Annotated in this window: 18 protein-coding genes; 8 read left to right on the top strand and 10 right to left on the bottom strand. The window is 70.9% G+C overall.

The genetic code is table 11. From position 1 onward, the window contains the following. Window positions 1-206: 206 nt before the first annotated feature. Complete coding sequence (locus SACMADRAFT_RS13775; RefSeq protein WP_009154436.1) at window positions 207-1,547, top strand: MFS transporter; 1,341 nt, start codon at window positions 207-209, stop codon at window positions 1,545-1,547. Window positions 1,548-1,677: 130 nt separating this feature from the next. Here the strand turns inward: SACMADRAFT_RS13775 and SACMADRAFT_RS13770 are convergent, their stop codons facing one another. Then, window positions 1,678-3,633, bottom strand: coding sequence for a vWA domain-containing protein (locus SACMADRAFT_RS13770; RefSeq protein ID WP_009154435.1), 1,956 nt, complete (start codon window positions 3,631-3,633; stop codon window positions 1,678-1,680). Further along, the gene (locus tag SACMADRAFT_RS13765) at window positions 3,630-5,039 is read right to left on the bottom strand and encodes a sigma 54-interacting transcriptional regulator (protein ID WP_009154434.1); all 1,410 of its coding nucleotides are present in this window, start codon (window positions 5,037-5,039) and stop codon (window positions 3,630-3,632) included. Before SACMADRAFT_RS13765 ends, SACMADRAFT_RS13770 begins: the two co-directional genes overlap by 4 nt. 67 nt (window positions 5,040-5,106) lie before the next feature. On the opposite strand from SACMADRAFT_RS13765, the gene SACMADRAFT_RS13760 reads away from it, so the two are divergent. After that, window positions 5,107-5,895, top strand: a complete 789-nt coding sequence (locus tag SACMADRAFT_RS13760) for a hypothetical protein (RefSeq protein ID WP_040926398.1) — start codon at window positions 5,107-5,109, stop codon at window positions 5,893-5,895. Between the two features lie 29 nt (window positions 5,896-5,924). Here the strand turns inward: SACMADRAFT_RS13760 and SACMADRAFT_RS13755 are convergent, their stop codons facing one another. From SACMADRAFT_RS13755 to fabG, 3 genes are all read right to left on the bottom strand, one after another. Next, window positions 5,925-6,977 carry a ferrochelatase gene (locus SACMADRAFT_RS13755; protein WP_009154432.1) on the bottom strand — a complete coding sequence of 351 codons (1,053 nt, stop codon included), beginning with the start codon at window positions 6,975-6,977 and terminating at the stop codon, window positions 5,925-5,927. A 63-nt stretch (window positions 6,978-7,040) separates the two neighbouring features. Next, window positions 7,041-7,808: an enoyl-ACP reductase FabI gene (fabI, locus tag SACMADRAFT_RS13750; protein ID WP_009154431.1), complete on the bottom strand. Its 768-nt coding sequence runs from the start codon at window positions 7,806-7,808 to the stop codon at window positions 7,041-7,043. An 80-nt stretch (window positions 7,809-7,888) separates the two neighbouring features. Then, window positions 7,889-8,593, bottom strand: coding sequence for a beta-ketoacyl-ACP reductase (gene fabG, locus SACMADRAFT_RS13745; RefSeq protein ID WP_009154430.1), 705 nt, complete (start codon window positions 8,591-8,593; stop codon window positions 7,889-7,891). Between the two features lie 294 nt (window positions 8,594-8,887). Here fabG and SACMADRAFT_RS13740 point away from each other — a divergent pair, with 294 nt between their 5' ends. From SACMADRAFT_RS13740 to SACMADRAFT_RS13725, 4 genes are all read left to right on the top strand, one after another. Further along, window positions 8,888-9,715, top strand: a complete 828-nt coding sequence (locus SACMADRAFT_RS13740) for an SAM-dependent methyltransferase (RefSeq protein ID WP_009154429.1) — start codon at window positions 8,888-8,890, stop codon at window positions 9,713-9,715. 42 nt (window positions 9,716-9,757) lie between these two features. Continuing rightward, a complete protein-coding gene (locus SACMADRAFT_RS13735; protein ID WP_009154428.1) occupies window positions 9,758-10,207 on the top strand; it encodes a pyridoxamine 5'-phosphate oxidase family protein in 450 nt (149 codons plus the stop codon). Between the two features lie 73 nt (window positions 10,208-10,280). Then, complete coding sequence (locus SACMADRAFT_RS13730; RefSeq protein ID WP_009154427.1) at window positions 10,281-10,709, top strand: acyl-CoA thioesterase; 429 nt, start codon at window positions 10,281-10,283, stop codon at window positions 10,707-10,709. Between the two features lie 49 nt (window positions 10,710-10,758). Beyond that, window positions 10,759-11,226, top strand: a complete 468-nt coding sequence (locus SACMADRAFT_RS13725; RefSeq protein WP_009154426.1) for a tRNA (cytidine(34)-2'-O)-methyltransferase — start codon at window positions 10,759-10,761, stop codon at window positions 11,224-11,226. 39 nt (window positions 11,227-11,265) lie between these two features. Here SACMADRAFT_RS13725 and SACMADRAFT_RS13720 read toward each other — a convergent pair whose 3' ends face one another. The 5 genes from SACMADRAFT_RS13720 to SACMADRAFT_RS13700 form a co-directional block, all read right to left on the bottom strand. Beyond that, complete coding sequence (locus SACMADRAFT_RS13720; RefSeq protein WP_009154425.1) at window positions 11,266-12,246, bottom strand: VWA domain-containing protein; 981 nt, start codon at window positions 12,244-12,246, stop codon at window positions 11,266-11,268. After that, window positions 12,243-13,193, bottom strand: coding sequence for a DUF58 domain-containing protein (locus SACMADRAFT_RS13715; protein WP_009154424.1), 951 nt, complete (start codon window positions 13,191-13,193; stop codon window positions 12,243-12,245). The genes SACMADRAFT_RS13720 and SACMADRAFT_RS13715 overlap by 4 nt, the downstream gene beginning before the upstream one ends. Before the next feature lie 8 nt (window positions 13,194-13,201). After that, window positions 13,202-14,233 (bottom strand): AAA family ATPase, encoded by a 1,032-nt coding sequence (locus SACMADRAFT_RS13710; protein ID WP_009154423.1) that lies wholly within the window; start codon window positions 14,231-14,233, stop codon window positions 13,202-13,204. Window positions 14,234-14,356: 123 nt separating this feature from the next. After that, a complete protein-coding gene (mobA, locus tag SACMADRAFT_RS13705) occupies window positions 14,357-14,977 on the bottom strand; it encodes a molybdenum cofactor guanylyltransferase (RefSeq protein WP_050998110.1) in 621 nt (206 codons plus the stop codon). 64 nt (window positions 14,978-15,041) lie between these two features. Then, the gene (locus SACMADRAFT_RS13700) at window positions 15,042-16,472 is read right to left on the bottom strand and encodes an NlpC/P60 family protein (RefSeq protein ID WP_009154421.1); all 1,431 of its coding nucleotides are present in this window, start codon (window positions 16,470-16,472) and stop codon (window positions 15,042-15,044) included. A gap of 142 nt (window positions 16,473-16,614) precedes the next feature. On the opposite strand from SACMADRAFT_RS13700, the gene SACMADRAFT_RS13695 reads away from it, so the two are divergent. Both SACMADRAFT_RS13695 and SACMADRAFT_RS13690 read left to right on the top strand, forming a co-directional pair. Next, complete coding sequence (locus tag SACMADRAFT_RS13695) at window positions 16,615-17,100, top strand: hypothetical protein (protein ID WP_050998109.1); 486 nt, start codon at window positions 16,615-16,617, stop codon at window positions 17,098-17,100. Window positions 17,101-17,102: 2 nt separating this feature from the next. Further along, window positions 17,103-18,512, top strand: coding sequence for a hypothetical protein (locus SACMADRAFT_RS13690; protein WP_009154419.1), 1,410 nt, complete (start codon window positions 17,103-17,105; stop codon window positions 18,510-18,512). Window positions 18,513-18,550 lie beyond the last annotated feature (38 nt).

Below are 18,550 nucleotides of genomic sequence, written 5' to 3'. Positions count from 1 at the left end.
ACCTGCCGCCGCACCCGGCTGCCGCTTTGCAGGTCACGACGGGTCAGCTCACCGCGAAACAGGACGGATGACGTAGCGAGGATCGGCTCATGAGCGCATGGTCAGCAGCCGATTCGGCTGCTTTCATGCGACCCATCGAAAGGCGGGTATCGGCGCCTGATGTGCTCCGCTGCCCGCGCTGTGGCGTCGAAAGGAAACTGCGCACCATGGCAGTGTCACAACCCGGCACCACCCCGTCGAAGCGGGGCATCTTCGCCGCCAGCTTCATCGGCACGTCGATCGAGTGGTACGACTACTACATCTTCGGCACCGCAGCGGCGCTGGTGTTCGGTTCCCTGTTCTTCCCCGAGTTCTCGGCCACGGCGGGCACGCTGGCCGCCTTCAGCGCCTTCGCGGTCGGCTTCATCGCGCGGCCACTCGGCGCGGCCGTGATCGGACACTTCGGCGACCGCATCGGACGCAAGTCGATGCTGGTGCTCACCCTGCTGCTCACCGGTGGAACGACGTTCCTGATCGGTGTGCTGCCGACCTACGCGGCCATCGGGCTGGCCGCGCCGGTGTTGCTGACCCTGCTGCGCGTGTTGCAGGGATTCGGGGTCGGCGGGGAATGGGGAGGCGCCGTCCTCATCGCGACCGAACACGCCTCCCCGCGCCGCCGTGCCGTCTACGGCAGCTTCGCGCAGTTCGGGGTTCCGGTCGGGGTGTTGACGTCGAACCTGGCGTTCCTTTCGGTCTCGGGCATGTCCGACGAGGCGTTCCTGGACTACGGCTGGCGCATCCCCTTCCTGTTCAGCATCGTGCTCGTGGTCGTCGGCATCCTCGTGCGCAGCAGGCTGCGCGACGCGCCGGAGTTCGAGAAGGCCAAGCAGCACAAGGACCTGGCCAAGGTGCCGATCGCGGAGCTGTTCCGGCAGCAGCCGCGCAACCTGGTGCTGGCGAGCCTGGCCTCCATCGCACCGCCCGCCGTCGGCTACACGGTGATCGTTTACATGCTCACCTACGGCACCACCGTCGCGGGCTTCGACCGCACCACCCTGCTCACGTTGATCCTCACCTCCACGGCACTGTGGATCGCCACGATCGTGGTGTCGGCGATACTCTCCGACCGGTTCGGCGCCAAGCGCGTCTTCACGATCGGCGCGCTGACCGCCGTGCTGTGGCCGCTGCCATTGTTCGCGCTGGTCAACACGGGTGAAACGATGCCGGCGCTGCTCGCCTTCGTCGTCGCCGCGATCGTGCAGGGCATCATGGCGGGTGCCCAGGGCGGGCTGTTCAGCGAGATCTTCCCGATGCGGGTGCGCTACAGCGGCATCTCCATCGGCTACCAGATGGGCGGCATGCTCGGTGGCGCGCTGACCCCCATCGTGGCCACGGCGCTGTACGGCGCCTACAACTCCTCCACGCCCATCGCGCTGTACGTCGCGGGAATGTCGCTGCTGAGCTTCCTGGCCGTGCTCGGCCTTCGCACCGGTCACGACAACGACACCGGCGAATCGTCGCGGCCCGCTACCGCCGAGGCTGGTCGGCGAGCCGAACTGGCCGAATGACACCGGCCCTGCCCGTCCCGGCTCGCGCCAGGGCGGGCAGGGCTGTGCCCAGCGACACCGAGCGACACCCAACGCCCCGGCGACGCCGGTCGGGCGCTCGCCGGCGCCGGTCAGCGTTGCTGGGTGCCGGTCAGCGTGTCCTGCGGCGCAGGTAGTCGCCCACCACCGCCGCGCCGAGCCCTTCGGGGTCCGGAGCGAGCACCCGCCCGCCGCTTCGGCGGGCTAGCGCGTCGACGAACGCGGCGAGCCGCGGATCGTCACCGAGCCGGAACACGGTCAGCGCGGCGTTCAACTTCGCGAGGCGGTCCACTTCGGACAGCGTCTTGCGCAGTGTGCGGGGGCTGGGTGGGTAGTCGAACTCGGCCTCACCATCGGGTTCGAGGTGCGCCGTGGGTTCGCCGTCGGTGACCAGCAACACCACCGGCTGCGCGTCCGGGTGCCTGCGCAGGTGCCGCCCCGCGAGCAGCAGGGCGTGATGTGCGTTGGTGCCCTGTTCCCACGTCCCCTCCATGCCGACGAGGTCGGGTAGCTCCACCTCGGCCGCGTACCTGCCGAAGGTGATGAGCCGCAGCGCGTCGTCACGAAACCTCGTCGAGATCAGCTGGTGCAGGGCCAGTGCCGTGCGTTTCATCGGCAGCCACCTGCCCTCGGCCACCATCGACCACGAGGTGTCCACGCACAGCGCCACGGCCGCACGCGAGCGGTGTTCGGTCTCGGCGACCTCCACGTCCGACACGTCGAGCCGCACCCTGCCGCCACCGGCCGCAGCCGTCCGCAACACCGCGTTGCGCACCGTGCGCGAAACCGCCCACGGCTCGGTGTCACCGAACTGCCACTGCCTGGTGGAACCGCTGGGCTCTCCTGCCGCGCCCGCCGAGGAGGTGTCACGCTGCCCGGTGCGCCCACGCAGCGAGCGCACCACGTCGGCGAGTGCGGTCTCCCCCAACCGCCGCAACGCCTTCGGCGACAACCGCAGCGAACCGTCCGGTGCCCGCTGCAACAGTCCCTCGCCGCGAAGCTGCTGCTGCAGTTCGGCCAGTCGCGCGGCATCGACCCTCGCGTCCTGGCCGAGTTGGCGCTCCAGCGCGTCGAGGTCGATGTCCTCCATTCGTGCCCCCGGATAGCCCTGCGAAAGCTGCTCGGCGAGCGCGTCCAGTTCGGCCAACGCTGTCATCGCACGCACACCGTCGGCGATCCCGAGCGGGTCCTCGCCCCGGAATCGCGCCGAGGACGTCCAGTCCTGATCCGGGCGAAGGCCACGCAACTGCGAGTCCAGTTGGGACAGCTGCTGGGCGATGCGGGGATCGCCGAACGCCTGCTGCGACAGCTGCGCCAGCTCCTGCCGCTGCTCAGGGGTCATCGAGTTGAGCATCCGCGAGGCAGCGGCGGAACGGGCGGCCAGCGCGTCGACGAGCTCGTCGATGTCGCGGGGATTCTCCGGGAAGAACTCACCGTGCCTGCGCATGAACTCGGCGAACCGCTCGTCGATGTCGCCGTAGCCGCGCGCGTGCGCGGCGAGCAGCGCGTTGAGGTCGGCGAGCATCCGGTTGACCCGCTCCACGTCCTGCGCCGTGGTGGAGCGCAGCGCCTCCTTCATCCCCTCGAAGCGAGACTCCAGCAGCTGCTGGCCCAGCAGTTCGCGGATACGCTCGTAGTTCTGCCCGCCGGTCTGCGACGTCCAGTCGTAGTCCGCCAGGTCGCGCACCGCGGCCGCGGTCCCGGGTGGCAGCGCGTCGAGTCGGGCCTCGCGAAACCGCGCGTCGTCGCTCGGATCGGGAAACAACGCCTTGCGTTCGGCCCGCAGCGCGTCGTCGAGCAGCCGCTGAACCTCGCCCAGCGTGCCGTCCAGCCGGTGCCTGCGCTGTAGTTCGGAGCGCCGCTGCCACACCCGGCGGGTCAGCTCGTCGAGTCCTGTGGTGTCGCGGGTGCCCCTGCGCAGCAGCTCCTGCAGCGCCGAGCGGGGCGAGGACCCCGCCAGCACGTCCTCGCCGATCGCGTCCATGGCCTCGCGCAGATCGATCGGCGGTGCCAGCGGGTCGGGACCGTCGTGGTACGGACCGTAGGAGTACGCCTGCGGCACCGTCATGGCCCGTACACCGTGGTGGTGTCGTCGGCGTCCTTGGCCAGCTTGCGTGTCAGGTACAGCGATTCCAGGGCCAGCTCCACCGCCGAGGCGATACGGCCAGGCGGCTCGTCCGCCGACACCCCGGCGCGCCGCGCCACCTCGTGCAGCACCGGCAGTTCCGGCAGCGCCGCGAGCACGTCCTTGCCAGGTACCCGCTCACCCGTCGCGACCAGGTGCCCGTCGGCGACGGCGTCGGCCAGCGGGCGCAAATCGAGACCGGCGAACCGGTCCCGCGCCGTCTCCGCGATCGCGCGGCGCAGCAGGTGCACCAGGTGTTCGCTCTCCCTGCCCTCCTCGCCGGGCTCGAACTCCACCTTGCCGCGCAACACGGCGGGAACGGCGTCCAGATCCACCGGCCGCGCCACGGCCGGGGCCTCGCCGGTCAGCGCGGAGCGGCGCAACGCGGCCGCGGCGACGGTCTCGGCGGCGGCCACGGCGAACCTGGCGGAAACGCCGGAACGCTGATCGACGACGTTGGACTCCCGCAGGTTGCGCACGAACCGGGCCAGCACCTCCAACAGTGGCTCGCCGACCTCGGCGACCAGGTGGGCCTCCTGCCGCACGACGCCCACCTCCGCCGCCACGTCCAGCGGGTAGTGGGTGCGGATCTCGGCACCGAAGCGGTCCTTCAGCGGCGTGATGATGCGGCCGCGGTTGGTGTAGTCCTCCGGGTTGGCCGTGGCGACGAGCAGCACGTCCAGCGGCAGCCGAAGCGTGTAGCCACGAACCTGGATGTCTCGCTCCTCCATCACGTTCAGCAACGCGACCTGGATGCGCTCGGCGAGGTCGGGCAGTTCGTTGACGGCCACGATGCCACGGTGAGCCCGCGGCACGAGCCCGAAGTGGATGGTTTCGGGGTCGCCGAGGCTGCGCCCTTCCGCCACCTTCACCGGGTCGACGTCTCCGATCAGGTCGCCCACCGAGGTGTCCGGTGTGGCCAGCTTCTCGGTGTAGCGCTGGCTGCGGTGCAGCCACGTCACGGGCGCGGAGTCACCGAGTTCGGCGACCCTGCGGCGGGATGCGGGGGTGATCGGGTCGAGCGGATGCTCGGCGAGTTCGCAACCCTCCAGCACGGGGGTCCATTCGTCGAGCAGTCCGACGAGGGTCCGCAGCAGTCGCGTCTTGCCCTGGCCTCGTTCGCCGAGCAGCACGACGTCGTGGCCCGCCAGCAGGGCGCGTTCGAACTGCGGCAGCACGGTGCGGGAGAAGCCGACGATCCCCGGCCACGGCTGGCCTCCCGCCCGCAGCGTGTCGAGCAGGTTGTCGTGCAACTCGGTCTTGACGCTTCGCGGCGCGTATCCGGCGGCGCGCAGTTCGCCGAGGGTGCGGGGTAGTCCTTCAGGTGGTGGGGGTGAGGACGCGGTCACTCCTATGACGCTACTTGCGGTTTCGCCGTGCGTCGATGTGGAGCGGCTCCAGGTACGCTCGATTCCTGTGTGTTGTCCCAGCGCGACCCTTGCCGTCTGGTCCTCGGCGTGGCTGCATGGTGCGGCCGCGTCCGACGACGCGCTCGATGCCCTGCTGACCTGGGGTGAGGCCCACGAGGTGGTCGCGGCCGACACCGCGACGGCCGACACGTTCGACGTTCCGGTGACCGGTGCGGTGCCCACCTCCCCCGCCCGGCTGCTCGCGGCGCTGCGACGACTCGGGGGCACCGATGCGCGGCTGGTGCTGCCGGTGCCCGGCGACCCTCGCGGGCTGGGCGGTGGCGGCCCGTTCACCGATGCCGCGCTACGGGCGGGCGAGGCCGTGGTTTTCGTCGGCCTCGGCTACGGAGTGGTGCCGCAGTCCATCGCCGAGGGGCTGATGCGGTGGACGGTGCTGGCCACCTCGGCCGACGCCGCGCCGGAGTACGTCTCGCTCGCCGAGGCCGAGCACGGTCTCACCGACGCCATCCGCGACAGTGCGGGCGCGCTGCAGGCGCTGGACGTCGCCAGCGAGCGACCCGGTGTGCGCGAGGAGCTGTCGGCGCGACTGCGGGCGACGCCGAGGGCACAGTGGCCGGACGGCACGCCGGGCAGGGCGCTGCGAGTGCTGCAACGTGCCGAGGAGGTGGCCGCGATCGTCGCGCTCGCGCACGCCGACCAGCCCGGCGGGGCGCTGTCGGCGTCGGCGGCCTCGCGCAGGGCCGACGCGCTGCGGCCGCTGACCGACGCCGTGCGCATGGCGCGTTGTGCCGCCGTCAACGAGGCGGTGCGGGTGCTGGCGGGCGCCGCGGGCTGAGCCCGCGACGCCCTCGGCGCCCTGGCCCGCTACCGTGCCCGGGCCGCTGCCGTGGGCCGCTTGAGCGGCTCGCAACAGCGAACCGCGCACGGGCTGCCGTTCACGGTCGATCCGGCGGCGGGAAGCTGCGACAGCTTGCGCTCTCGCACGTCCGCGGTGTGTTCTCTGACCAGTTCCACCACCAGCTCGGCGAAGCGGGGATCGGAGTTGGGCGTGGCCGAGCGCGCGAAGCCCATGCCCAACTCGGCGGCGCGTTCGGCGGCCTCGTTGTCCAGGTCCCAGATCACCTCCAGGTGATCGGAGACGAACCCCACCGGACACACCACCACGGCGGGCACGCCTTCGGCGTGCAGCGCGTCGATGTGGTCGACGACGTCCGGCTCCAGCCACGGCACCTCGGGCGGGCCGGATCGTGACTGCCACACCACGTCGTAACCGTCGATTCCCAGTTCGGCCGCCACCAGCCTGGCCGCCTCGGCGACCTGACGCGAGTAACGGTGCCCGCCCTCCTCGGGTGGCCCCGCGGCCGCGTCGGCGGCCAGCGGCACCGAGTGGGCCGTGAACACCGTGCGGGCCTGGCCACCGAGTTCGGCGTGCGCCACCCGCACGGCGTCGGCGACGGCGCCGACGAACAGCGGGTGGTCGAAGAACTGCCGCAGCTTGCGCAGTTCGGGTGCGTCCCGCCCCACCGAGGCGCGAGCGCGGGCGATGTCCTCGTCGTACTGCCTGCACGCGGAGTAGCCACCGTAGGCGCTGGTGGGGAACACCAGCGCGCGCTTGACCCCGTCGGCGGCCATCCGCGCGACGGTGTCCTCCACCATGGGATGCCAGTTGCGGTTGCCGAAGTACACCGGCAGGTCCATGCCGCGGGCCGCCAGCTCCTTCTCGACCGCGGCGATCGCCTCCCGGTTGAGCCGGTTGATCGGGGACACCCCGCCGAAGTGCTGGTAGTGCTCGGCGACCTCCGCCAACCGCTGCGGGGGCACTCCCCTGCCCCGCGTCACGTTCTCCAGGAACGGCATCACCTCGTCGGGCCCCTCAGGGCCCCCGAAGGACAGCCACAGCAGCGCGTCGTACGTCACGCCGTCCATCCTCCCGCCGCACCGCGGTGCGCGCGATACCGGGTGCGGCGGCTGTCGTGGCTGTCACTGACCGGTGGCGTGCACCCCGCCGTCCACCCAGATCATCGAGCCGGTGGTGGCGGGCAACCAGTCGGAAAGCACCGCGCAGATGCTCTTGGCCACCGGAGTGGGGTCGGTGGTGTCCCAGCCCAGCGGCGCGCGGTCGCCCCAGCCGTTCTCCAACTCCTCGAAGCCGGGGATCGACTTCGCCGCCATCGTCTTCACCGGCCCCGCGGTCACCAGGTTCACGCGGATGCCGTGCGGACCGAGGTCACGGGCGAGGTAGCGGTTCACCGATTCCAGCGCCGCCTTGGCCACGCCCATCCAGTTGTAGGCGGGCCACGCGACCCGCGCGTCGAAGTCCATACCCACGATCGAGGAGCCCCGGCTCAGCAGTGGCAGCACGGCCACCGCCAGCGACTTGTAGGAGTAGGCGGAGATGTCCACGGCCTTGCCGACGTCCTCCGACGGCGCGTCCAAAAACGGCGAGCCGAGGCAGCTCGGCGGCGCGAACGCGATCGAGTGCAGCACGCCGTCGAGGGCGTCCACATGCTCGCGCACGCGGTCGGCGAGGGTGTCAAGGTGCTCGGTGTTCTGCACGTCGAGCTCCAGCACCGGCGCGGGTTCGGGCAGCCGCTTCGCGATCCGCTCGACCAGCGACAGCCTGCCGAACCCGGTCAGCACCACCTGTGCGCCCTGCTCCTGCGCGACCCTGGCCGCGTGGAACGCGATCGACGCGTCGGTGATCACGCCGGTGATCAGCAGGCGCTTGCCTTCGAGCAGTCCGGACACCCTGTCCTCCAGTTCGATGTGACGTGCGATGTGTGGGGGAAGGCGTGCTCGGCGGTGTCGCCGAGGTCGCCGGTGTTCGATCAGTGGCCCATGCCCAGGCCGCCGTCCACCGGCAGCACCGCGCCGTTGATGTAGCCCGCCTCGTCTGAGGCCAGGAAGCGCACCGCGCGGGCGACGTCGGTGGCCTCGCCGTAGCGGCCCGCGGGGATCTGCGCGAGCGCCGCCTCGCGTTGCTGCTCGGTGAGCTTGCCCGTCATGTCGGTGACGATGAACCCCGGCGCCACGACGTTCGCCGTGATGCCGCGCGAGCCGAGTTCGCGGGTGAGCGAGCGGGCCAGCCCCACCAGTCCGGCCTTGCTGGCCGCGTAGTTGACCTGCCCGGCGCCGCCGCTCAGACCGATGACGGAGGAGATGAACACGAACCGGCCCCACTTGGCCCGCAGCATGCCGCGACAGGCGCGCTTGGCGACGCGGTAGGCGCCGGTGAGGTTGGCGTCGACGACCCGTGTGAACTGGTCCTCGCTCATGCGCATCAGCAGCGTGTCGTCGGTGATCCCGGCGTTGGAAACCAGCACCTCCACCGGGCCCTGGTGCTCTTCGACCTGCTTGAAGGCCGCGTCGATCTGCTCGGTGTCGGTGACATCGGCCTGCACACCGAACAGTGGCTCGGGTGCGCCCGAGCCACGGTGGGTCACCGCGACGGCGTGCCCGGCGGCCGCGAGTTCCCTCGCGATCGCCAACCCGATGCCGCGATTGCCGCCGGTGACCAGAACGGACCGTCCCACGTGTGCACTCCTCGCGCCGCCGCTGCTGTTGCTGACGCGGTGAGGTTATCCGTTGGCCTGCGCGACGTCGCGGGCGCCACGACCTACCCTTCGGTAACTGTCAGTTACCCTCGACACAGTTTTCCCGGATTCGGCGGCCCCAAAGGTGGTACCGAAACGCGATGTGGATCACTACACTCCTCGTGACCAATTGACGACAGCATGCGCTATCTTGGCCAACCCTGACGGGCGGCGAAACGGCGGCGATCGGCCTCGCCGCCCAACCGGCGCGAGAGGTTACGAGGAGGATCGCCGGTGTCCGAAACACATCCGCCGTCGGCATGGCTCGACACGAGCAAGCCGAGCATCGCGCGTGTCTACGACGCGAGCCTGGGCGGCAAGGACAACTACGAGGTCGATCGGCAGGCCTATCAGAGACTGCTGGAGGTCGCCCCGCACCAGAGCGAGGTCAGCAAGATGAACCGGCGCTGGCTGGTGCGGGTGGTGCGCTATCTCGCCAAGGACGCGGGCATCGACCAGTTCCTGGATCTGGGCAGCGGGCTGCCCACCGCGGAGAACACCCACCAGGTGGCCCAGCACAGCAATCCGGCGGCCCGTGTCGTCTACGTCGACATCGACCCCGTCTGCAGCGCCCACGGCCGGGCACTGCTGGAGGAGAACGAGGACACGCGGTTCGTCGAGGGCGACTTCACCCGGCCTGCCGAGTTGCTGGCCGATCCCAGGATCAACGGCTTCCTCGACTTCGACCGTCCGGTGGTGCTCATGCAGTGCGGCACCCTGCACCACGTGCCCGACGAGGGCGACCCGGCGGGCATCATGCGTTCCTACATCGAGGCGCTGGCGCCCGGCTCCCACGTCGCGCTGACGCACTTCTGGGACCCCTGCGACGAGGACTCCGAGCTGCACGAGCAGGCACGCAAGCAGGAGCACAGGCTCACCAAGCTGGGTCTCGGCTCGGGCTGGTGGCGCAGCCGCGAACGCATCGCGGAACTGTTCGGCGATCTCGAGCTACTGCCGCCAGGCCTGGTCGAGCTCGACCAGTGGTGGCCGACCGGCCCCGCGCTGCGCGAGCCGTGGCCGGAAGAACACCTGATGCTCGGCGGCGTCGCCCGCAAACCGTAACCGTTACCCACACTCGGCCCCACGATCGGGAGAACACATCTCATGCAGCTCACCCAGGTCGACGAGCAGGCGCGTGACAAGCTGGTTCGCGTGCTCGGCGAGAACAGCTCGATGTTCCTGGCCACCGCGGGCGACGACATCTGGAACGCCGGTGCCTTCTACGCCGAACTCGACCCGTTCACGCTGACCCTGGTGCTGGAGGCGGGCGGCACCACGCTGCGCAACATCAACGCCAACCCGTCGGTGGCCGTGGTGATCGCGCCGTCCGGCCCGTTCCAGCCGTTCCTGCAGGGCCGCGCCACGGCGACGGTGCGCGACGCCGAGGGCAAGGAAGAGACCATCGCCGCGCTGCTGCGGAAGGAACCACAGATCAAGGCGTTGATCGAAGCCGCGCCGGTGGAGGCCGTCGACCTCAACGTCTCCCGCTGGCGGGTGACCGATATCGGCGAGGGCTGGCTGCCCGGCAGGGAGTTGACCGCTCCGCCGGCCTGAACCCCAGCACCGAAACCCCGGTCCCGCCGCCGGGCTGGGACGGCTGGAACGGCACTGTCGTAGTCTTCGCCGCATGCCGAAGCAGCAGCGAGAGCCCGTGGTCCGCATGCCCGTCAAGGTCCGCTACCACGAGTGCGACCAGCAGGGCATCGTGTTCAACGCCCATTACCTCGCCTATGTCGACATGGCCTCGTTCGAGTTCTGCAAGGTTCTGTTCGGCTCCCACACCAATCTGATCGAGCAGGGCATCGACATGGTCGTCGCCGAGTCGAACCTGCGCTACCTCAGGCCGTGCCGTTTCGAGGACGAGTTGGTGGTGGCACTGACCGTGGACCACGTCGGAAACACCTCGATGGTGCTGGGTGTCCGCATCGAGCGCGGCGACGAGCTCGTCGTCGAGGGCAGCAACCGCTACGTGTGGGTGGGTACCGCCGACCACCGGCCGACCGTGCCTGCCGAGCAGGTGCGAAAGGCGCTGCTGGCGGCACAGGGCGAACGCTGAGGAGCGACCCCGCCGCGCCGAGGAGTGCCCTTCGGGAAAGATCGGCGCCGTGTTCCGCATCGTGTTCTACCGACCCGAGATCCCGCCCAACACCGGCAACGCGATCAGGTTGGCGGCCAACACCGGGTGTGAGTTGCACCTGATCGAGCCGCTGGGCTTCTCCATGGCGGACCGGTACCTGCGGCGCGCGGGCCTGGACTACCACGACCTCGCGCACGTCCGCGTACACCCGGATCTCGCGACGGCGCTGCGGCTGCTCGCGCCCGCACGGGTGTACGCGTTCACCGCGAAGGCCACCCGCAGGCACACCGACGTGGCCTACGCCGAGGGCGACGTGCTGCTGTTCGGGCCGGAATCGGTCGGGCTGCCCGAGCAGGTACAGCACGACCCGGCCGTGACGGATCTGCTGCGCGTGCCGATGCTGCCGTCCTCGCGCTCGCTCAACATCACCAACGCCGCCTCGATCGCGGTGTACGAGGCGTGGCGCCAGCACGACTTCCGGGGCGCGTCGGGCTGAGCGGGGCACAGCTGGCCGAGCGGGGGAGGTCGGCCCGGCTCAGGGCAGCCGCTGGCCGAGGAACAGCGAACTGCCCGCGGCCCCGATGAGGACGATGGTGCCCAGCACCACCCACGGCTTGCTGGCGTCGACGTTCTTGGTCTCGTAGCCGATCTGCTCGCCCAGACTCTCGTACACCCGCTTGAGTTCCTCGGCGGAGGCGGCCTTGTAGAAGTCGCCGCCGGAAAGCCGGGCGATCTCGCGCATCGAGGCGTCGTCGACCTCCACGGGCACCTGCTTGCCCTCGATCTCGACCGTGCCGTGCGAGGTTCCGAAAGAGATGGTGCTGACCGGGATCTGCTTCTGCTTGGCGATTCCCGCCGCGGTGAACGCCCCCCTGGGTGCGTACTCGTCCTGCGGCACGGTCTGCTTGCCGTCGGTCATCAGCACGATCCTGGCCGGCGGCGGACCGTCGGCGCCGCCAACCACCGCCGAGAAGCTGTCGATGGATTGGATGGCCGCGAAGATGCCCTCGCCGGTGGCGGTGGACTGAGCGAGCTTCAGGTTGTCGATGGCACGTACCACGCCCTGCCGCTCGGTGGTGGGCGCGACCAGAACCGTCGCCGTACCCGCGAACGAGATCAGGCCGAGGTTCACCCCCGGCGTGAGGCCCTGCGCGAACGACCGCGCCGCTTCCTGTGCGGCCTTCAGCCGGGTGGGTTCGACGTCGGTGGCCTCCATCGAAAGCGACACGTCCACCACGAGCATCACCGTGGCACGGTTGCGCGGCACCTTCTGCTCCGCGGTGGGGCCCGCGAGCGCGAAGGTGAGCAGCAGCAGCGACACGATCAGCAACGCGGCGGGCACGTGTTTGCTCCAGCCCTGTCCCCGCGGCGCCACCCGCTCCAGCAACTCCAGGTTCGCGAACCGCATGGTCCGCCTGCGCCGGGCGCGCATGGCCAGCACGTAGCCCGCGACCACCGCGCCGACCACGAGCAGCAGCAGGAACCACCACGGCGAGCTGAATCCGGTGATGCTCATGACGCGGCCCCCGACCAGCCACGTTTGCGGGCCACCGCGAACCGCACCAGGTCGGCGATCCAGTCCGAGTCCGTGCGCAGCACCAGATGGCCCGCGCCCGCCTGCCGCACGGCTCTCGCTACCTCACCGCGGTGGGCGTGGGCCGCCGCCGCGAACTCCTTGCGCAGCAACGCGGAGGCGTTGACCTCCCGCTGCCTGCCGGTCTCGGGGTCGGCGAGCACGATGGTGCCTACGTCGGGCAGGTCGACGTCTCGGGGGTCGAGCACCTCGACGGCCACCAGGTCGTGCCGCGCTGACAGCGCCCGCAACGGCCGTTCCCACGTGGTGGGCCCTAGGAAGTCCGACACCACGACGACCAGGCCGCGCCTGCGGGGCGGGCGCCGCAACTGATCGACCAGCCGCGCCAGGTCTCCCCTGGTGCCTTCCGCCGCACGTGGCGTCTGAGCCACCTTGCGCACGAGGTTGCGCGCGTGACCGAGCCCGCCCCTCGGCGGGACCCGCACCGTGGTGTCGCCGTTGGAGATGAGCGCGCCGATCCGGTTGCCGCCACCACCGGTCAGGTGCGCGACGGCGGCGACGGCGCACACCACCAGGTCGCGCTTCTCGCACGCGGCGGTACCGAAGTCCAGGCTCGGTGACAGGTCCGCGACCACCCAGGTCTCCAGTTCCCTGTCGGCGACCGTCTCCCTGATGTGCGGCGTGGTGGTGCGTGCGGTGACCGCCCAGTCCATCCTGCGCACGTCGTCACCCGGCTGGTAGGGGCGCGCCTCACCCGGCTCGGAGCCTGGGCCGGGCACCAGGCCGAGGTGGTTGCCCTGCAGCAGACCGTCCAGCCTGCGGCGCACGTCCAGCTCCAGCGTGCGCAGTCCGGCCTCCAGCCGGTCACCGCGCAGCACGGGAGGGGCCCATGCCGGCCTGCCGCCGCGAATGTCGTTCGGTTCAGTCATGACGCCCGCTACCTGCCGGGCACACCTGCCGCGACAGGCTGACCCGGTGCCTGCGGCCGAGCCGAGACCTGCGGCAACGGCACCGTCTGCAGGATGCGGTTGATGATGTGGTCCAGCGGCACCCCGTCGGCCAGCGCGTCGTAGGACAGCACCAGCCGGTGCCGCAACACGTCGGGCACCACGTCGACCACGTCCTGCGGCAGCACGTAGTCGCGGCCGCGCACCAGCGCCAGTGCGCGCGCGGCGGCGATCACGCCGAGGCTCGCTCGTGGCGAAGCGCCGTAGGACACCCAGCCCGCCACGTCGGTGAGCCCGTGCTCGCCGGGGGTCCTGGTGGCCAGCACCAGCCGCACGACGTAGTCCACCAGCGCGTGGTGGACGAACACCTGCGAGGCCACCTGCTGCAGCCGCACGAGTTCGGAGGGACTGAGTACCTCGCTGGGCTCCGGCGGCGTCACACCCATCCGGTAGACGATCTCGCGCTCCTCCTCCGCCGTCGGGTACTCCACGACGATCTTGAAGAGGAACCTGTCGCGCTGGGCCTCCGGCAACGGGTACACGCCCTCGTTCTCGATCGGGTTCTGCGTGGCCAGCACCAGGAACGGGTCGGGCATCGGGAAGGTCTCGCCCCCGATGGAAACGTGCCGCTCGGCCATGATCTCCAGCATGGCCGACTGCACCTTCGCGGGGGCGCGGTTGATCTCGTCGGCGAGCACGAAGTTCGCCACGACCGGGCCCAGCTCCACGTCGAACTTCTCGCTGGACTGTCGGTAGATGCGGGTGCCCACGATGTCGGCGGGCACGAGGTCGGGGGTGAACTGCACGCGGGAGAACGTGCCGCCCACCACGCGAGCGAACGTCTCCACCGCCAGTGTCTTCGCGACGCCGGGCACGCCCTCCAGCAGCAGGTGGCCCTTGGACAGCAGGCCGACCAGCATGCGCTCCACGAGCCTGTCCTGCCCGACGATGACGCGCTTGACCTCGAACACGGTGCGTTCAAGTAACTGGGCGTCCCGCGCCGGGGTGCCGGGCTCGGTCACACCTACCTCCTCGCTGGCGACCAATCTGCGCTACTCCCGTGACCGTACCCGCCCTCGCGGGCACGGCTGATCGCGACCGTATCCCCAAGCAAACCCGCTCGGCGGTGTGACGGCTGTGAAGCTCTACCGGCGTTCCAGGTCGGCGGGTGTGTCCACGTCGTCGGCTTCCCCCTGCCGAGCGACGACCTCCACAATGGACAAGCGGCCCAGCGTGGACCGCAGCGAAGCGCCCTGCGGCCGGGCGGGCAACACGGCGCGCAGCCGGGCAACCCACCACACGCCGACCAGCCACTGTCGGCGGCCGTCGGCGTCCACCAGCACGGCGCCGTCGGCGGCGGCCCCGCCCGCCGTGCCCCCCGTGCCCGCCGTGCCGCAGACCGCCGCGACGAGGCGTTCCACCGTGGCGGTGGCGATGCCCGGCAGGTCGGCGGCGAGCACGGCGACCAGTTCGGTGTGCACCAGTTCCAGGCCCGCGACCAGCGCTGCCACCGGTCCCCCGCCGGGCGGGTTCTCCCTGGTCCAGCGCACCCGAGGCAGGCCCTGCCTTCGCGGGCCGACGACCACGACGGGGTCGGCACCGGCCACCGCCGCGACGGCCCTGTACAGCAGCGGCGGCCCTTGCGGGGCGAGCATGGGCTTGTCGATGCCGCCGAGCCTGCGGGCGGCGCCCCCGGCCAGGATCACGCCGGCGAGCGTGGGCGGCAGCGCGCGAGACTCCTGGCGCGCGGCGGACTCGAAGGGCACGTCTCGAAATCTAGTCGACGCCACGGGGGCAACTCGCGCGACGCCTCGGCCACGGCGCCGGTCCTCAGTCGACCAGGCGCACGGCGTAGGGCATGATGCCGCCGTAGCGCACCGGGGCGACGCGCACGTGCGAGCCGGAGTACGGAGCCTCGATCATCCGCCCGTCGCCGAGGTAGAGCGCGACGTGATGGATCCGGCTGGGGCCCCAGAAGAGCATGTCGCCTCGCTTCGCCTGCGACAGCGGCACCCTGCGTCCTGCGTTGTACTGGTAGCCGCTGTAGTGCGGAAGCGACTGCACCTCGGCGAAGGCGTAGATCATCAGCCCGGAACAGTCGAAGCCGACCTTGTTGTAGTCGCCGTAGCTGTCGGCGACACCGCCGTCCCGGATGCCGTAGGTGGGGCCCGACGCGTTGCCCCCACCCCAGGCGTAGGGCACACCCAGTTGCGACATGGCTCGTGCGATGACGTCCTCGACGGTGGCCGAGGATCCCGACGACCCCGAGGACACCGACGACCCCGCGTGGCTCACCGGCGCGGCGCCTGCCGCCTGCGCCAGCTGCTGCTGCTCCTCGCGGCGCTTGCGCGCGAGCCACTCCTCGTAGCGCTCGCGCTGGCCTTCCAGCCCGTGCGCTCGTCGCTGCGCCTCGAACAGCCGCTGTTCCACGCGCTGCTTCTCGGCCTCGACCTCGGCGGTGCGCGCGGCCTGGCTGCGCTGTGCCGCCACGGCCGCCGCCTTTGCCTCGTCGGCGGCGACCTTGGCCTGTTCGGCCTCGGCTCGGCGCTGGCGGGCGAGCCGTAGCGCGGCGCGGGCGGCGGCGTCGCTGTTGGCCTTCTCGATGCGGGCCTTGCGAAGCCCCCGCAGCGCGTCGAGTTGGCTGCCGCCGACCGCTTCCAGCAGTTGCGCCCTGTCCAGCAGGTCCTTCGGGTTGTCCGAGCCGAGATAGGCTCCCACGGAGCCGATCGTGCTGCCCTGCTGGTAGCTGCCCGCGACGAAACGGTCGAAATCCTTCCTGGCCCGCTCGATGGCCGCCGCGGCCGCGTCCGCCTCTGCTCTTGCGGCGTCGGCGTCCCGCTGCGCCGCCTCGGCGGCGGAGCGCGCCTGGCTCAGGTCAACCAGTGCCCTGTTGGCCTCCTCGAGCTTCAGCGCGACCTCGTCGCGCAACTGGGCCAGCCGCGCCTGCACCCGCGCCAGCTCTCCGGAAAGCCTGCCGACCTCTCCGGCGCGCTCGTCGGCCACGCGCCTGCTGTTTTCCAGTTCGGAGTCGCTGGGGTTCGGAGGTGGCGGCGGCACCGCGAGCCCGGTGCCGCTCACACCGAGCAGCACCGCCGCGGCCAGCGCGCCCGTGACCATGCCGCGGCGTGCCGTGGCGGGTGATGCCGACGCCGTACCCGTCCGGTGGGGCACTTCGCCGCGCGCGCCGCGGCCGCGCGATCCGTACGACCCGTGCGGCACAGCATTCACCTCCTGCATCCGGACCAGCACCGACTGTGCCATTCGGACCACATCGACACCAATCGCACCAGCAGGAACGGCCGTCTCGTACGCAACAATTCGCTGACAAGGGGGACCGCCGCTCCCCCGATCCGCCTACTGCGGGATGATCTGTGCGGGCACGGCGGCGAGCGGGGGGCGCGGTATGGCGAGGCGGCTTTCGATGCCGGTCCGCGTCTTCGCGGGCACGTGCGTGGCGGGACTGGCCGTCGCCTCCGTCGGCACCTTCCTGCCGTGGTTCTCCTCCGGCGGGATCGAACGCGACAGCTATCAGGCGGCTGCCCTCGCCGATTCCCTCGCGCTGGTGAACAACCCGCTGGTGGGCCTGCTGCTGCGTGGCTGGGTCGGCGTGCCGCTGCTGTCCGCGGTGTGCGTGGGGCTGTTCGCGCTCGGATTCCTCCGCGTGGCGGCGCTCACCACGCTGCCGCTGGCCGCACTCGTGGGAACCGTTTCGGTGCTGACCATCGTCCAAGCCGCCGATGCGGCGGGGCAGGTCTCGGTAACGACGACCGGCCCGGCCACGACCACTACAGGGATGACGACCGCGACGCTCGGCGCCTTGGGGGTGCTCGTCTCCTACTGGGGCAGGCGCGACCGGCGCGGCGCGGAAACCGGAAGAGCAGGTGTGTGAGCGTGACCAGTCCAGGCCAAGGGGAGCAGTGGCCGCAACAGTATCCGCAGCAGCCCTACCCGCAGCAGCAACAGCCGGGCGGCTATCAGCAGTACCCGCCCACCGCGCCGCAGCAGCCCTACCACGGCCAGTACGGCCCCACCGAGCAGTACACCCAGCCGGCCGGCTACCCCGCGCCGCCGGGACAGGGCAAGAGCAGGCGCGGCCTCGTCATCACGCTGGTCGTGCTGCTGGTACTCGCCGTGGGTGGTGGCGCGACGTGGTTCGCGCTCAGCAGGGGCGATTCGGTGGCCGCCGGTGCCGCGAGCCCGAACGAGGCCGCGACCAACCTCGCCAACGCGCTCGGCAACGGCGACATCGTCGGGCTGCTGGGCACGTTGGCTCCGGCCGAGGCTTCGCTGCTGGTGGACGCCACGAGGCAGTCCGCTCAGGAGTACCAGCGACTCGGCGTGCTTGCCGAGGATCTCGACCTGGAGAACTTCCAGGGCATCGAGATCAAGACCGAGAACCTGCGCTTCGCCGAGCCGGAGCGGATCAACGACCACCTCGCCATCGCCAAGCTGACCGGCGGCAGGATCACCGTTGACATCGACCCGAGCCGGATGCCCATCGCCCAGGAGTTCCTGGACGCGATCGCGGCCCAGTCCGGCAGTGGCCTGTCACGTGAGGCGGAGCATCACACCCTCGACATCGCGCAACTCGTGCGCGAGGAGGGTCAGCCGCTGCGGATCGCCACGGTGCAGCACGACGGCGGTTGGTACCCGAGCCTGCTCTACACGGTGGCGGACCTGGGGCTGCTGGCCGAGGGCGAGTCGTGGCCGCAGGAGTCGATCCCGCACCGCGGCGCCGACTCCGCCAACGCCGCGGTCCAGCAACTCGTGCAGGCCGCGCTGGACGCCGACCTCACCCGGGTGATCGAACTGCTGCCGCCCGACGAGATGGCCGTGCTGCACGACGTGGGCCCCGTGCTGGTCTCCGCGGCGGCCGACGAAGCGGAACCCACCGGGGTCGAGGTCACCGACCTGCGGACCGAGACCCGTGACGTCGACGGTGGTACCCGCGCCACGATCACCTCCGTCGAACTGCGGGTGCCGGGCGAGGGCACGGCCTCGATCACCAAGAACGGCGACTGCTACCAGTTGCAGAGCCCGGGATTCAGCGAGGAGTTCTGCGGGGAGCAGGTCGGCGCGATGATCGCCACCGAAGCCGACGAACCGATGCCACCCGCGCTGGAGGAGGCGCTGACCAACCTCGTGGGCGGCCTGTTCGAGCAGGGTCTCGGCGTGGTGACCACCGAGGTCGACGGCAAGCACTACGTCAGCCCGTTGCGCACCTTCCACGAACTGGGCATGTCCTTCCTGCGGAGCATGCAGCCGCAGGACCTCAAGGCGATGATCGAAGCCGGTAACTGACCCGCTCCCAGGCGGTCGTGAGGGCCCGGTGTCGCGCC

This window comes from Saccharomonospora marina XMU15, assembly GCF_000244955.1.
GTDB lineage: Bacteria > Actinomycetota > Actinomycetes > Mycobacteriales > Pseudonocardiaceae > Saccharomonospora_A > Saccharomonospora_A marina.
The sequence above is the reverse complement of the archived record's forward strand: the minus strand, read 5'-3'. Positions and strand labels throughout refer to the sequence as shown.